Below are 12,706 nucleotides of genomic sequence, written 5' to 3'. Positions count from 1 at the left end.
AGAGAGTAGGACCGTGACCGACCTCATCGATACCACCGAGATGTACCTTCGCACGATCTTCGAGCTCGAGGAGGAGGGAATCATCCCGCTGCGGGCCCGGATCGCGGAGCGGCTCGGGCACTCCGGCCCCACGGTCTCGCAGACGGTGGCACGCATGGAGCGTGACGGACTCGTGTCGGTCTCGGGCGACCGCCATCTGGAGCTCTCCGATGAGGGACGGCTGCTGGCGACGCGCGTCATGCGCAAGCACCGCCTGGCCGAGCGGCTGCTCGTCGACGTCATCGGCCTCGAGTGGGAGTACGCCCACGACGAGGCCTGCCGGTGGGAGCACGTCATGTCCGAGAAGGTCGAGCGCAAGATCCTCGGCCTGATCAAGGACGGTCGCGAGTCGCCCTACGGCAATCCGATCCCCGGCCTCGAGGAGCTGGGGCTGGACGTGTCCGGTGACTTCCTCACCGGTCTGGTCTCGCTCACGAGTGCGGCCGGCGCCGTGCCGGTCACGGTGACCATCCGTCGTATCGGCGAGCCGGTGCAGGTCGACCCGGACGCGTTGGCGCTGCTCACCTCCGCGGGGATCGTGCCCGGACAATCCGTCTCGGTCGTGCGCGAGGGCGGCCGGGTCATCGTCTGCCCCGATGGCTCGGACCGCTCAGCGGGAGTGCCGCTCCCCGAGGAGGTGGCCGTTCACGTCTTCGGGCAGACCGGCATGCCGGCGGAGACCGCCTGACACGCTGCCGCTCGTCGACGCCCCTCGAAGGTTCGTTCGAGCCGCGGTCGGCCACCGGATACCCACCGAAAAAAGTTGTCCCCAACCTGTGATCCAAGCGTGACAACCGTGGGCGGTTTGGATAGTTTGAGCGGGCTCGCTCGGATCGAGGGAGCGCTTCGGACCGGATCGCCAAGTCCTGCCACCGGTCAGGGGCCGTGACAAGACCGCATGGCAGGAGCGGGGGAACCACATTCCGGGCGTCGCGAGACGTCCTTGGGGTGAAGTCCTCCGAGGACCTTCGGGTCCGAGCGAGGGCCGGGTAGTACCTCCCACCCGAACCCGACAGCTCACCTCGCAGGCGTCGAGAGGTAATGACCCGTGGCTCAGAACGTTGCCGGCCGCCACCGCAGCCCCGACCGCTACAACCCGCTCTCAGAACTCAAGCTCATCGCCAAGGAGTCGGCGCAGCCGGCCGTGAAGGGTGCCGCGATCGTCGCCGCTTCCGGCGGCCTCGTCGCCACGTTCGCCCAGCCGGCAGCCGCCGACGGCCAGGTCGCCGCCGCAGCGAAGGCTGCGCCGAGCAGCGCCGCCGTCGTCGGCCCGCAGTCGGCGACGCTCAAGGCGGCGAGCGCCCTGAACGCGATCGGCTTCGCCGAGAAGGCCACCACGACGAAGGCGAAGGCGCCGAAGCCGCTCGTGATCAAGGACGTCGTCGTCGAGAAGGAGCGCGCCGAGGCCAAGGAGCGTGCCGAGGCGGCTGAGGCGGCCGAGCGCGCCGCCGAGGAGCGTCGCGCGGCGGCGGAGCGGGCCTCCCGCACCACCGAGCGCACACCGGTTGCCGACCCGGCGCCGTCCGCGTCGGGCATCGTCGGCATCGCCCAGTCCATGTTCGGCGTTCCCTATGTCTACGGTGGCAACTCGCCGAGCGGCTTCGACTGCTCCGGCTTCACCTCGTGGGTCTACCGCCAGGCCGGCATCTCGATCCCCCGCACCGCCTCCCAGCAGCAGGCGTCCGCGTCGCGGGTGAGCAACCCGCAGCCGGGCGACCTCGTGTTCTTCGGTTACCCCGCCTACCACGTCGGCATCTACGTGAGCCCGGGCCGCATGATCGACGCCCAGCGTCCCGGCACGGTGATCGGCTACCACTCGATCTGGACGACGCCGTCCGGGTACGGCCGCTACTGACCCCGGTCAACCGGGCACCGCGCGAACCTGACGAGGCCCCCACCGTCGCAGGCGGAGGGGGCCTCGGCGCGCCGGCTGGCGCGGCGGGTCATGCGAGACTGAGACGATGACCAACCAGTCCGCAGCGGAGTCCACGACCCACGTCGTGCTCGAGTTCTGGTCGGATCTGGTGTGTCCCTGGTGCTGGATCACCAAGCGGAGGATCGAGGCCGCGATCGCTGCCTTCGAGCGCCCCCACGACGTGATGATGCAGATGCGGTCCTTCGAGCTCGACCCCCTGGTCCCCGTCGGCGAAGGGATGGGCGTCGCCGAGCACCTCGGCCGCAAGTACGGCGGCGGGGTCGAGGGCGGCCGACTGATGAACGCGCGCGTCAGCGAGGAGGCGTCAGGCGACGGGCTGAGCTTCGACTGGCACACGGCGGTCCGGGCCAACACGTTCGATGCCCACCGGTTGTGTGCGCTCGCCCTCGAGATGGGCGGACCCGCCCTCCAGGGCGCCGCGTACGAGCGCTTCCACTCCGCGCACTTCAGCGAAGGCTTGGCCATCGACGACCACGAGGTGCTGCAGCGGCTCGCCGCTGAGGCCGGCCTCGACGAGAGGCGCGTGGCGGCCGTCCTGGCCGGCGACGACTATGCGGCGGAGGTGCGCGCCGACGAGGAGGCCGCGCGCTCGATGGGCGTCACCAGCGTGCCGTTCGTGCTCGCCAACGGGCGCGCGGCCGTCTCCGGAGCGCGGTCCGTCGACGACTACCTGGCCTTCCTCCGGGGCGTGGTGACCGACCGCGTGTGACCCCGCCACGCAGGTATACGCGCTGATCCGGGAAGGTCTCCCAGCGGCATTCGGCACGTGGGCGGTCCCTTCCTGGAGGCGGCCGTATGCCGCTGGGCTCAGTCCGCTGGTCAGGTCTCCGAACCTCGTGGCTGGGCCGTCGAGTCGACGTCCTCGACAGAGTCGTGCAGCGGGACGACCGTGTCGATCCGGGTCAGGTCGAGCACAGCCCGGATGGGGGCCTCCTTGGGCACGACCAGGCTGAGGAGCTGTCGGCGGTGCCCGAGTCGCTGTGCGAGTCGGAACAGCATGGCGATGGCGGCGCTGTCGAGGTAGGTCGTGTCACCCAGGTCGAGAACCACGCGGGCGGGATCGTCGGACAGCGCGGCCATGATGGCGTGGCGGACCTCGTCGACGTTGGCCAGGTCGATCTCACCGGACACGTGCACGTACCTGACACGGTGCGCGAGCTCATTGGAGATGATCCGCGCCTGCCCGGTCACGGACCGGCTCCGCTGTAGAGGCCGACCCAGCGCTGGAGGTGCACGACAGTCCCTTCGCCGGTGCGGTCGACGTCGACGGTATCGGTCAGGGCTCGCATCAGCTTGAGCCCCCAACCCCCACCCCGGTCGGACGGTGCTCGCCACTGGCCGTGGTCACGCACCCACATGTGGAGGAGGCCCTGATCGAGGCTGGCCTCCAGCTCGAGGTCGCCCGGCGCCGCGGCGTAGGCATGCTGGACGACGTTGGCACAGGCTTCGCCACATGCGAGAAGAAGGTCGAACTCCACGTCGGACGTGACGCCGGCGTCGCGCAACCATCGGCGCAGGGAGCCGCGTGCCTCGGACAGCATCCGTGCCTCTGCCTTGACCGTGACGCGGAGCGGCCCGCTGGCGATCGGCAGGGGCCGGACCGCGATCAAGGCGACGTCGTCTGCGACGTCCCCCAGCACGATCATCGAACGGAGCAGGTGGTCGCACAGGCGCTCGAGATCCTCGCCGGCCTTGGCCCTCGCGGCGGCGCTCAGCCGGTCGAGACCCTCGGTGATGGAGTCGCCCCGACGCTCGACGAGGCCATCGGTGTACAGCAGCAGCGTCGTGCCGGGCTCGAGCTGGTGGACCTCCTCGTGGTAGAACGCATCGGCGGTGACGCCGATGGGCGGCACGAGCCCGCCGCCCAAGTAGCACGCCTTGGTGTCGTCGAAGGCGAGAATGGGCGGATGGCCGGCGCTCGTGTACCGCAGCGTCCCCGTGACCGGGTCGAGGACTGCATAGAGCAACGTCACCATCTCCGGCATCGGTAGCTGGGACACGAGCCGTTGGACGCTGCGGAGAACCGATGTCGGCGATGGGTCCTGCAGGGCGTAGACGCGCAGCGCCATCCGCAGCTGCGCCATGGATGCGGCAGCCGAGGCGCCGTGCCCAGCGACGTCGCCGATCGCGAGCCCGACCCGACCGCCCGGCACCGGGAGCACGTCGTACCAGTCGCCGCCGATCTGGACGTCGCTCGTGGCCGGGACGTAACGCGCTGCGATCCCGACCCCGGGCACGGCGGGGAGGCGCTCGGGCAGCAGCGTGCGCTGGAGGGTCTCTGCGATGTTGTGCTCGCGTCGAGCGCGTGCCTCCTCCTGGGTCAGCTGCTGTTGCGCCTCGAACCGGTCGCGGATCTCGGCCGCAAGGCGTTCGTTGAGTGCGAACAGCTGCTCCGTGCGCGCCTCGACCCTGGCCTCGAGTTCGGCAGCCCCTTCCTGGAGCGCCCCGGCCGCATTGTTGCGCTCGCTGACCAGGGCAGCCAGGACGAAGGACGTCAGGGCGACGCAGGCGTTGAAGGCGTGCAAGGTGAGCATCTGCCCGAGGAGCGCCTGGCCACGGAAGGGACCGGTCTGGTCGGCAGCGGTCCAGGTGGCGATGAACGTCGCGATGAGGGCTGCCGGCGCCGCGCCGCGCAGCTGCAGGCGCCAGGCCGCCCAGCCCACCGGGGGAAGGGCGAGGAAGAGCACCTGCAGCGACTGGGCCGCCCACGTCGTCGTGAGGACCACGATGACGAGAATGACGGTGAACTCGACCCACTGCCGCAGCCGCCATGACGGCAGCTCGCGAAAGAGGAGCAGACTGAGCAGGAACGGGGTGACGGCGAGGATGCCCACCGTGTCCCCGGTCCACCACACGACCCAAGCCGCGGGCAGGTCCTCCATGGGAATGGTGTCGGAGAGGGCGAGAGCGCCCGAGCCGATCGTCGCACTGATGAGGGTGCAGCTCAGGGCTGCAACGACCAGGGCGAGCGCGTCCCGCTGCCGGTCCAGCTGACGGCGGAAGCCAACGTGCTGGAGCAGGAGGGCGGCTGCAAGCGGGGCGAGCGTGTTGCCGGCCGCCGTCGCGAGGGCCACCAACATCCCGACGCCCAGCTGCGCGTTGACCAGGAACGCGGTGACACCCACCACCGGCCACAGCCACCGTCCGAGAACGACGAAGGCCGCTACGGCGATCCCGGTTGGCGGCCACAGCGGCGTGACACTCTCGGTCACGAGGGAGTACTCCAGGCCGAGGCGGGCCAGCACGTAGTAGGCGAGGGCGACGGCGATGCACCACCGGACGCGCTCCGACGTCGTCGCCCGGCTCGGACCAGCCCGTTCGGTGGTCACCGCCACAGGATGAGCGTATTGATGAATGTGCAGTTTCACGCAGTTCCCGCAGGTGAGAATCGTCATCGAGTCGTGCTGCGTCAGGTTCGCCGGGGCGAAGCTGGCGCGTCAGTCGTCGGCGGGATAGGTGATGGAGAGGCCATCGACGACCGCGAAGCGGGTCAGGCTCTCCGGGGTGGCCTTGGCCTCGTCGAAGATGTCGATGACCTCGACGCCCCGGACGAGGAGGGCGTCGCCGACGAGCGACCGATGGCAGCGCCAGGGGACGGCCTCGGCACACATGATCGCGGTCGGCTGCGTGCGGGCCAGGGCGAGCAGCTCCTCGATGCCGGCCGCGAACTCCGGCGTGCCCATGTGGTCGGCGTAGCCGCGGAAGCTGACGTTGCGCCAGCCCAGGTTGGCCGAGTCCTTGCGGGGCTGTCGCAGCCCGCCGAGGGAGGGCAGGTGCCGATACTCGACGCCAGCGTCCGGCAGCGTCCGGGAGAGCGAGTCGATGTGGAACTGCGGGTTGTGACGGGACTTGGGCACGGTCCTGATGTCGACGAGCGAGGAGATGTCGTGGCCGCGCAGGATGCCGAGGAACTCCTCCAGTGGCCGTGTCGAGTGGCCGATGGTGTGGACCCTCACGCTCTCGCCCTCCTCTGTCCCGGGTCGAGGGTCCACCGTAGCTAGCTGATGCGGACGACGATGCGCCGCCGGGCCTCCCCGTCGGCCTGCCTGGCCCAGGCATCGGGAAGGTCGCCCCACTCGACGGTCTCGTGGTCGACGGTGAGGCTGCCCCGCGCGGCGTGGCGCAGCAGCGACGTCAGCGCGTCGCTGCGTTGCTCGTTGGTCAGGGAGTTGTTCGTGTACCCGAGGATCGCCGCGCTGCGGCTGCGCAGGGTGGCCGAGCTGTAGTGCGCGGTGGCTCCGGCTGAACTGCCGAGGTTGACCAGGCGACCACCTTCCGACAGCACCTCGGCTGCAGCGGATCCCGGCACTCCGCAGAGTGGGTCGATGACGACGGAGACCTGGCCTCCGCACGCCTGCTCCAGGCGTGCGGCGAGCCCCGCCACGTCGTCACCGGCACGGAGCTCGACGACGTCGTCAGCGGCATACGACATGGCGCGTTCACGAGAGTCGGCACTGCGCGCGGCGGCCACGACACGACCGGCACCGAGGATGCGCGCCGCCTGCACGGCCACCTGGCCGACCACCCCTCCCGCACCGAGGACGAGGACGCCCTCGCCGGGCTGGAGTCGGGCGCGCAACGTCAGGGACATCCAGGCGGCGACGGCGGACAGGCCAAGGCCGGCGACGAGCTCGTCCGGCACGCCGTCGGGGAGCGGGACGAGCTCGGCTGCCGAGGCGATGGCAAGCTCGGCGAGGCTGCCGTCTCCTGCCGTCATGCCTGCCGACGACGGGAACCAGACCCTGGTCCCGGCAGCGAGGTGGCCGCCCTCGACGATCGTGCCGACACCTTGGACACCGGGGACGTATGGCAGTGCAGGAGCCCCGAAGTACGACGTGCCCGTCGCGCAGAGGACGTCCAGCGGCGTGATCGGTGCGGCTGTGACGGCCACGACGGCCTCGCCCGTCGACCTGGTCGGCGCACGTGCCTGGACCAGCTCCGGTGGCCGGCCGTGCGCGACGAGGCGGGCCGCACGGATCATCGGTGATCCAGGGCGGGAACCCCGTCCTTCAGCGCGGGGAGGAAGCCGCTGCTTGCCGGGTCGTTGCTGTCCACGGATGTACTCCTTGACGATCTCGAGGGGCGCCCCGCCGCAGGACGCGGCGAAGTACGAGGGTGGCCATGGCTGCCCGCGGGTGCCGGCACGCTCGACCCGCCCGGCGTGCTCGGCCCGCAACGGAGCGGGGAGACCCCTTTGAGGGAGTTGACCAGCCGGGAGAGACGGTCGGGGGTGGCGCACGAGCAGGTGCACGTGGTCGGGTTCGCACGCCCGGTACGTGTGGAACCTGGGCCTCGAGCAGCGGCTGATGTGGCGCCGGTGGCAGGGCCCGACGCCCGGGTCTATCGCGCAGGCCGCGCAGCTGACCGAGGCGCGCGCCGCCGAGCCGTGGCTCGCGGCCGGGTCGCAGACGGTGCAGCAGCAGGCGCTTCGGGACCTGGACCAGGCGTGGCGCAACTTCTTCGGCGGCACCCACGGCCGGCCGACCTGGCGCAAGGCCGGGGTCCACGAGGGGTTCCGCATCGTCGGGGCGCAGGCGCTGCGGGTCGAGCAGCTCAGCCGCCGCTCGTCCGAGGTCCTCGTGCCGAAGGTCGGCTGGGTCCGGTTCAAACGATCCAAGGCCATCCCGCAGTTCAAGTCCTACCGCATCTCCCGGGACCGGGCCGGGCTGTGGCACATCGCGTTCGCCGCGAAACCTGACCCGATCCCCGCGCCGGGCACCGGTGAGGTCGTCGGGCTCGACCGTGGCGTGGCCGTGGCCGTCGCGCTGTCCACCGGTGAGCTGACCAGCCCGGCCCGACCTGGTCCAAAGCAGGCCGAACGGCTGGTCCGGTTGCAGCGGAAACTCGCCAGGGCGGAGCGCGGGTCGAACCGGCGCGCCAAGACCAAGGCGCAGATCGCGCGGATCACGGCGCGTGAGGGCGACCGGCGCAAGGACTGGGTCGAGAAGACCAGCACCGGCCTGGCGGCCCGGTTCGAGGTGATCCGCGTCGAGGACCTGAACATCAGGCGCATGACCCGCTCCGCGAGAGGCACCCTCGACGCGCCCGGGCGGAACGTGCGGGCGAAGGCCGGCCTGAACCGGGCCATCCTCGCCCAGGGGTGGGGCCAGCTCTTGACGCGGCTCGAGCAGAAGGCTCCGGACCGGGTCGAGACGGTCAGTGCGGCGTACACGAGCCAGCGCTGCTCGGTGTGCGGGATGGTGGATGCGAGCTCGCGCAAGAGCCAAGCCTTGTTCGTGTGCACCGCGTGCGGGTGGCAGGCCAACGCCGATGTGAACGCGGCACGGAACATCGCGGCAGGGCATGCCGTGACAGCGCGTGGAGACGGGGGCAGTCCGGCCCGGTCGGTGAAGCGCGAACCTCAACACGTGCGGCCTCCCAAGGTCGCGTAGTTGGAATCCCGGCCCCCCAGGGCCGGGAGGATGTCAAGTCGTGATGTCCGGGTAGGGCAGCGAGAAGTGGGCGAGCTTCGCGGCGTAAGCGAGCTGGAAACCGAGCGGCTCGTCGTAGTCGCGCTCGAACATCGCGATGAACAGGGTGAGCGTGAGGAACGGGTGCGCGCCCAGCTGGAACAGCGCGGCGTAGTCATGGGAAGTGAGCGCCTCGCGCTCCTCGGTAGTCAGCTCCTGCCACGTGCTCGCCTCGAGCGGTGGACAACCCAGCAGACGGCCGGCCAGGTTCTCCTCCCACCACGCCACCGTGCCGACCGGGTCGTCGCGGTAGCGCTCGACCAGCTCTGGATCCCGGTCGACGGTGAAGAGGAACTTGTCCAGCAGGTACCGGCTCACGAGACTGCTCCCTTCGGGTACCAGGTGAAGTAGGCCTCCATGGTGTGGAAGAGGTCGAGGGTGTCGACGTAGTCGGCAGCGACGTGGTCGCCTGCTACGCCCATCATGAGCATGAAGTCCATGAAGCCGTGGGTGGCGTTGCCGGGCGTGTGGAGGCTGTCGAGCGTCACCTCGCCCAGGCAGCCCTCGATGTCGCCCTTCGCGATCCAGTCCACCGCCTTGCGGTCGAACTCCGGGTCCGGTCCGTGGGGGCCGAACTGCCGCGGGCCGCCGAGCTCGAGGGACAGGTGGCCGGTGCCGATGATCGCGACCCGCAGGTCGGAGGGCCAGCTCTCCACGAGGCGGCGGATGGTGCGGCCCAGCTCGACGAAGCGGGCGGGCTGGGGGAGCGGGGGAGCGAAGATGTTCGTGTAGATCGGCACGATCGGCAGGTCCGCCTCGGGCCGCAGGGTGATGATGGGGCAGGTGATCGAGTGGTCGATCCGCAGCTCGTTGCTGAAGGCGAGATCGAAGCCGGCATCGAGTCCCTGACGGAGCAGGTGGGAGGAGAGGTCAAGGTTCCCGGTGAGTCTCATCCGGGGCAAACCGAACTCCCGCTCCTCGTTGTACCAGTTGGCGTCGTAGAAGGGCGCCTTGCCGACGAGGAACTGGGGCATGTTGTCCAGCCAGAGCTGGTGGAAGTGGTCGCTGCCGACCATGACGAGCAGGTCCGGGTTGACGCGCGTGAGGGTGGCGCGGAAGGTCTCGACCTTGGCCACCCACTCGTCCGCGAATGGCGGCCGGGCATCACCCGTGGCGGTGCTGGCCCGGAGGTAGAAGGGGTGGTGCGTCGAGGCGATGACGGCGACGACCTCGGCCATGTCGGGTGCCCTCCCTGATGTTGGTGATGATGCAGTCAGTCACGCGGGTCCTCCGGCGGCACGTAGGTCGCGTGCCGGTCGACGGAGAGGTAGACGTCCATGCCGACGGGGCGGCGCTGCTCCTCGGCAAGCTGCCCGAGGAGTCCCGCGGTCCTGGCGAGCAGCGCGACGCCGCGCAGCATGGCGAGCGGGATGCCGATGTCCGCGAGGGCGGCGCCACAGACGCCCGCACCGTTGAGGGGCAGGTGGCGGCCGAGGACTTCCTCATGGACCCGGCCGATCGCGCCGAAGAGGAGCAGGTGGGGTCCCAGCGCGCCGGCCTCCTCGGCGATCGCCATGAGGCGGGGCGTCCTCGGGTCCTCGACCTTGTGGACCGGGTGCCCGAGCCCGGGGACGTAGCTGCCTGCCTCGCGTGCCTCCCGAACCGCCACCCGTCCCAGCTCGTCCCAGCCGGCCGTGTCGTCCGGTGTCGAGGGCACGGCTGCCGCGTGCCGCTCGAGCACGTTCGAGAGGAAGGCGCCACAGTCTTCGGTGACGCCGAGAAAACGCGACCCCCCACCCAGCAGCCCGGCTGCGACAGCGCCCTGGAGCGCATCCGGTGCGGAGAGGTAGGTCAGGCGCGCCGCGATGGCGGTCGGGGTGAAGCCGTGGTCGGCGAGGGCGACGAGGACCGCCTCGAGGACGCGCCCCTCGCCCGGGCTCGGGCGGCGGAGCGTCATGAGCCAGTAGGCGAGCTCGCCGAAGCCGACCGATCCCATCAGCTCGGTGATGTCCTCACCGAGCAGCGAGATCGTCGCCTCGGTGGAGACGCCGAGGGAGGTCGGGTAGCCGGGCTCGGTCATGCGCGGCCCTTCGTCACGGTCGCCGAGGCAGGCTGGTCCGCGAGCCAGGCACGGATCTCGGCGTCGTGCTCGCCCAGCCGCGGTGGCGGCAGCACGTAGCGGGCAGGCGTCGCCGAGAACGTGATGGGGTTGCGAACCGTGGGGATGGCCTGGTCGCCCTCGCCAACGCTGACGACGGGGTCGAGGCCGATCTCGGTCGCGAAGCGGACTCCCTCCTCGACCGTGTTGATCGGGCCGCACGCGACGCCGGCATCGCTGAGGAGCTGGAACCACTCCGCGCGGGTCCGCCTCGCGAGGGCCTCGACCAGCAGGGGGCGCAGCACCTCGCGGTGGGTGTTCCGGTCCTGGTTGTGAGCGAAGCGAGGGTCATCGGCGACCTCGGAGATGCCGAGCGCGTCGCAGAGCCGGCGGAACTGGCCGTCGTTGCCGGCGGTGATGATGAGGTCGCCGTCAGACGTCGGCAACGGCTCGTAGGGGAACAGGCTGGGGTGGGCGTTGCCCATCCGGTTGGGGACGTCGCCGCCGGCAACCCAGGCGCTCGACTGGTTGACCATCCCGGACAGCGCCGTGGACAGCAGGTTGACCTCGACCAGTTGGCCCTCGCCGGTGCGGGTGCGGTGCTGCAGCGCCGCCAGGATGCCGATGGTCGCCTGCATCCCGGACATGACGTCGAACACGGAGATCCCGGCGCGGTAGGGCGGGCCGTCGGGGTCCCCGGTGAGGCTCATCAGGCCGGACATGGCCTGGACGATGAGGTCGTAGCCGGGTAGGGACGCCCCACCCCCCGAGCCGAAGCCACTGATCGAGGCGTAGACGACGGAGGGGTTGCGCTCGGCCACCGACGCATGGTCCAGACCGAACTTGCGCAGCCCGCCGGGCTTGAAGTTCTCGATGACCACGTCGGCGCGAGCCGCGAGCTCGTGCGCGAGCGCGCGGTCCTCGACGTCGGCGAAGTCGAGCGTCACCGACCGCTTGTTGCGGTTGATGGCCAGGTAGTACGTCGCGAGGTCGCCCCGGGTGGGGGGCAGCCAGGTCCGCGTGTCGTCCCCTCCCGGCGACTCCACCTTGACGACATCCGCGCCGAGGTCGCCGAGCAGCATGGTCGCGTAGGGGCCAGCGAGGATGCGGGAGAAGTCCGCGACGAGCAGGCCGGAGAGGGGGCCGGTCGAGCCGACGCCGGCTCGAACGCCGTCCTGGGCGGCACCGCTCGAGGACCGGGAGTCACGCGGGTCGGCCACCTGATACTCCGTTCCAATGTCCGACTAGCGGACGAACGTCCGTAGTCATTCGAGTGTCCGACCATGCGCGGGTGCTGTCAAGAAACGGTGCGAGCCGTGCTCAGCGGGAGCGCGTCACGTGCCGCGAAGTCGGCACTGATGTCCGCGGCGGTGCGCAGCAGGAGTGGCAGGTGCGACCCCAGCAGGGTGTCCATAGAGGTCTCGGCGGCGTGCACGGTGACGTTGACGGCCGCAACGACCCGCCCGTCTCCGTTGCGAAGCGGCACGGCCACCGAGCGGACACCTCTGGCGAGCTGCTCGTCGGTCGCCGCCCAGCCCTTGGCCCGCACGTCCCGCAGGATGCCTTCCAGCTCCGCTCGCGCCGGCAGGTGCCGCGCCTCCACGCCGGACCGGCTCGGCTCGGCAAGCGTCCGGTCCAGCTGCTCTGGCGACAGGTCGGCGAGGAGAACCTTGCCGAGCGACGTCGCAGGTGCCGGGAACCGGGTGCCGATGTGCACCGCGAGGGCGATGATCTTCGGAACCGAGACGCGCGCAACGTAGACGATGTCCGAGCCGTCGAGCTGCGCGATGGAGCTCGACTCGTGCGTCTGGGTCACCAGCTGTTCCAGGTGCGGCCGGGCCGTGTCCCAGAGCCCCATCGACTGGACGTAGGTCAGGCCCAGCTCGAGGACACGCGGCGTCAGGGTGTGACGCCCCTCCACCGATCGCACGTATCCCAGGGCCTCGAGGGTCCGCAGGATGCGCCGGGCGGTCGGCCGGGCCAGGCCTGTGGCGGTCGCGACGTCGCTCAGTGACATCCCCGTTGGACCCGGCTCGAACGCCTTGATCACGTCGAAGCCACGCGCGATCGACTCGATGAAATCCGGATCGGCGTCGCGACGCGGCATGACGACCTCCCTACGGGTCTGCGGCGGGCTGGTGGGCCGGATCCGCCGCCTGCCCGCGCCTGCGACGAGGCAGCCGGACGATTGTCCGATTCGCTCGACTCTATCCCAAGGGACGG

General features: G+C 70.6%; 13 protein-coding genes, 1 pseudogene and 1 riboswitch. Of the genes and pseudogenes, 4 read left to right on the top strand and 10 right to left on the bottom strand.

What is annotated here, in order from left to right:
- Positions 1 to 13 precede the first annotated feature (13 nt).
- From VJN29_RS19815 to VJN29_RS19805, 3 genes are all read left to right on the top strand, one after another.
- A complete protein-coding gene (locus VJN29_RS19815) occupies positions 14 to 727 on the top strand; it encodes a metal-dependent transcriptional regulator (RefSeq protein ID WP_324145364.1) in 714 nt (237 codons plus the stop codon).
- Positions 728 to 910: 183 nt separating this feature from the next.
- Positions 911 to 1,084, top strand: a riboswitch (cyclic di-AMP (ydaO/yuaA leader).
- A gap of 3 nt (positions 1,085 to 1,087) precedes the next feature.
- Positions 1,088 to 1,894 (top strand): C40 family peptidase, encoded by an 807-nt coding sequence (locus VJN29_RS19810; RefSeq protein WP_324145363.1) that lies wholly within the window; start codon positions 1,088 to 1,090, stop codon positions 1,892 to 1,894.
- Positions 1,895 to 2,000: 106 nt separating this feature from the next.
- Positions 2,001 to 2,684, top strand: a complete 684-nt coding sequence (locus VJN29_RS19805) for a DsbA family oxidoreductase (RefSeq protein WP_324145362.1) — start codon at positions 2,001 to 2,003, stop codon at positions 2,682 to 2,684.
- 110 nt (positions 2,685 to 2,794) lie between these two features.
- Here the strand turns inward: VJN29_RS19805 and VJN29_RS19800 are convergent, their stop codons facing one another.
- From VJN29_RS19800 to VJN29_RS20415, 5 genes and pseudogenes are all read right to left on the bottom strand, one after another.
- The gene (locus tag VJN29_RS19800) at positions 2,795 to 3,166 is read right to left on the bottom strand and encodes an STAS domain-containing protein (RefSeq protein WP_324145361.1); all 372 of its coding nucleotides are present in this window, start codon (positions 3,164 to 3,166) and stop codon (positions 2,795 to 2,797) included.
- Entirely contained in the window at positions 3,163 to 5,304 is a 2,142-nt protein-coding gene (locus VJN29_RS19795; RefSeq protein ID WP_324145360.1) for an ATP-binding SpoIIE family protein phosphatase, read from the bottom strand. The genes VJN29_RS19800 and VJN29_RS19795 overlap by 4 nt, the downstream gene beginning before the upstream one ends.
- Before the next feature lie 108 nt (positions 5,305 to 5,412).
- Positions 5,413 to 5,931 carry a DUF488 domain-containing protein gene (locus tag VJN29_RS19790; RefSeq protein WP_324145359.1) on the bottom strand — a complete coding sequence of 173 codons (519 nt, stop codon included), beginning with the start codon at positions 5,929 to 5,931 and terminating at the stop codon, positions 5,413 to 5,415.
- A gap of 41 nt (positions 5,932 to 5,972) precedes the next feature.
- The gene (locus tag VJN29_RS19785; RefSeq protein ID WP_324145358.1) at positions 5,973 to 6,956 is read right to left on the bottom strand and encodes a quinone oxidoreductase family protein; all 984 of its coding nucleotides are present in this window, start codon (positions 6,954 to 6,956) and stop codon (positions 5,973 to 5,975) included.
- Positions 6,957 to 7,034: 78 nt separating this feature from the next.
- Positions 7,035 to 7,283, bottom strand: a pseudogene (locus tag VJN29_RS20415) (transposase); the annotation flags it as partial.
- On the opposite strand from VJN29_RS20415, the gene VJN29_RS19780 reads away from it, so the two are divergent.
- Positions 7,252 to 8,367, top strand: coding sequence for a transposase (locus tag VJN29_RS19780; RefSeq protein WP_324145357.1), 1,116 nt, complete (start codon positions 7,252 to 7,254; stop codon positions 8,365 to 8,367). The pseudogene VJN29_RS20415 and the gene VJN29_RS19780 overlap by 32 nt on opposite strands.
- A 33-nt stretch (positions 8,368 to 8,400) precedes the next feature.
- On the opposite strand, the gene VJN29_RS19775 is transcribed toward VJN29_RS19780, so the two are convergent.
- The 5 genes from VJN29_RS19775 to VJN29_RS19755 all read right to left on the bottom strand — a co-directional run bounded on the left by VJN29_RS19775 (position 8,401) and on the right by VJN29_RS19755 (position 12,590).
- Positions 8,401 to 8,763, bottom strand: a complete 363-nt coding sequence (locus VJN29_RS19775) for a hypothetical protein (RefSeq protein ID WP_324145356.1) — start codon at positions 8,761 to 8,763, stop codon at positions 8,401 to 8,403.
- Positions 8,760 to 9,623 (bottom strand): hypothetical protein, encoded by an 864-nt coding sequence (locus VJN29_RS19770; protein ID WP_324145355.1) that lies wholly within the window; start codon positions 9,621 to 9,623, stop codon positions 8,760 to 8,762. Before VJN29_RS19770 ends, VJN29_RS19775 begins: the two co-directional genes overlap by 4 nt.
- A 35-nt stretch (positions 9,624 to 9,658) precedes the next feature.
- Positions 9,659 to 10,465: a citryl-CoA lyase gene (locus VJN29_RS19765; RefSeq protein WP_324145354.1), complete on the bottom strand. Its 807-nt coding sequence runs from the start codon at positions 10,463 to 10,465 to the stop codon at positions 9,659 to 9,661.
- The gene (locus VJN29_RS19760) at positions 10,462 to 11,703 is read right to left on the bottom strand and encodes a CoA transferase (protein ID WP_324145353.1); all 1,242 of its coding nucleotides are present in this window, start codon (positions 11,701 to 11,703) and stop codon (positions 10,462 to 10,464) included. Before VJN29_RS19760 ends, VJN29_RS19765 begins: the two co-directional genes overlap by 4 nt.
- A 77-nt stretch (positions 11,704 to 11,780) precedes the next feature.
- Positions 11,781 to 12,590, bottom strand: a complete 810-nt coding sequence (locus VJN29_RS19755; protein ID WP_324145352.1) for an IclR family transcriptional regulator domain-containing protein — start codon at positions 12,588 to 12,590, stop codon at positions 11,781 to 11,783.
- Positions 12,591 to 12,706: the final 116 nt, after the last annotated feature.

It is taken from the genome of Intrasporangium sp., from assembly GCF_035280925.1.
Classification (GTDB): domain Bacteria; phylum Actinomycetota; class Actinomycetes; order Actinomycetales; family Dermatophilaceae; genus Intrasporangium.
Note: the sequence above shows the minus strand (reverse complement) of the source record. Positions and strands in the feature narration are given on the sequence as shown.

What these genes read in the sequence shown, in the direction of transcription:
- VJN29_RS19805 (WP_324145362.1), top strand. Translation starts at nt 2,001, where the DNA reads ATGACCAACCAGTCCGCAGCGGAGTCCACGACCCACGTCGTGCTCGAG.
- VJN29_RS19785 (WP_324145358.1), bottom strand. Translation starts at nt 6,956, where the DNA reads ATGATCCGTGCGGCCCGCCTCGTCGCGCACGGCCGGCCACCGGAGCTG.
- VJN29_RS19770 (WP_324145355.1), bottom strand. Translation starts at nt 9,623, where the DNA reads ATGGCCGAGGTCGTCGCCGTCATCGCCTCGACGCACCACCCCTTCTAC.
- VJN29_RS19765 (WP_324145354.1), bottom strand. Translation starts at nt 10,465, where the DNA reads ATGACCGAGCCCGGCTACCCGACCTCCCTCGGCGTCTCCACCGAGGCG.
- VJN29_RS19755 (WP_324145352.1), bottom strand. Translation starts at nt 12,590, where the DNA reads ATGCCGCGTCGCGACGCCGATCCGGATTTCATCGAGTCGATCGCGCGT.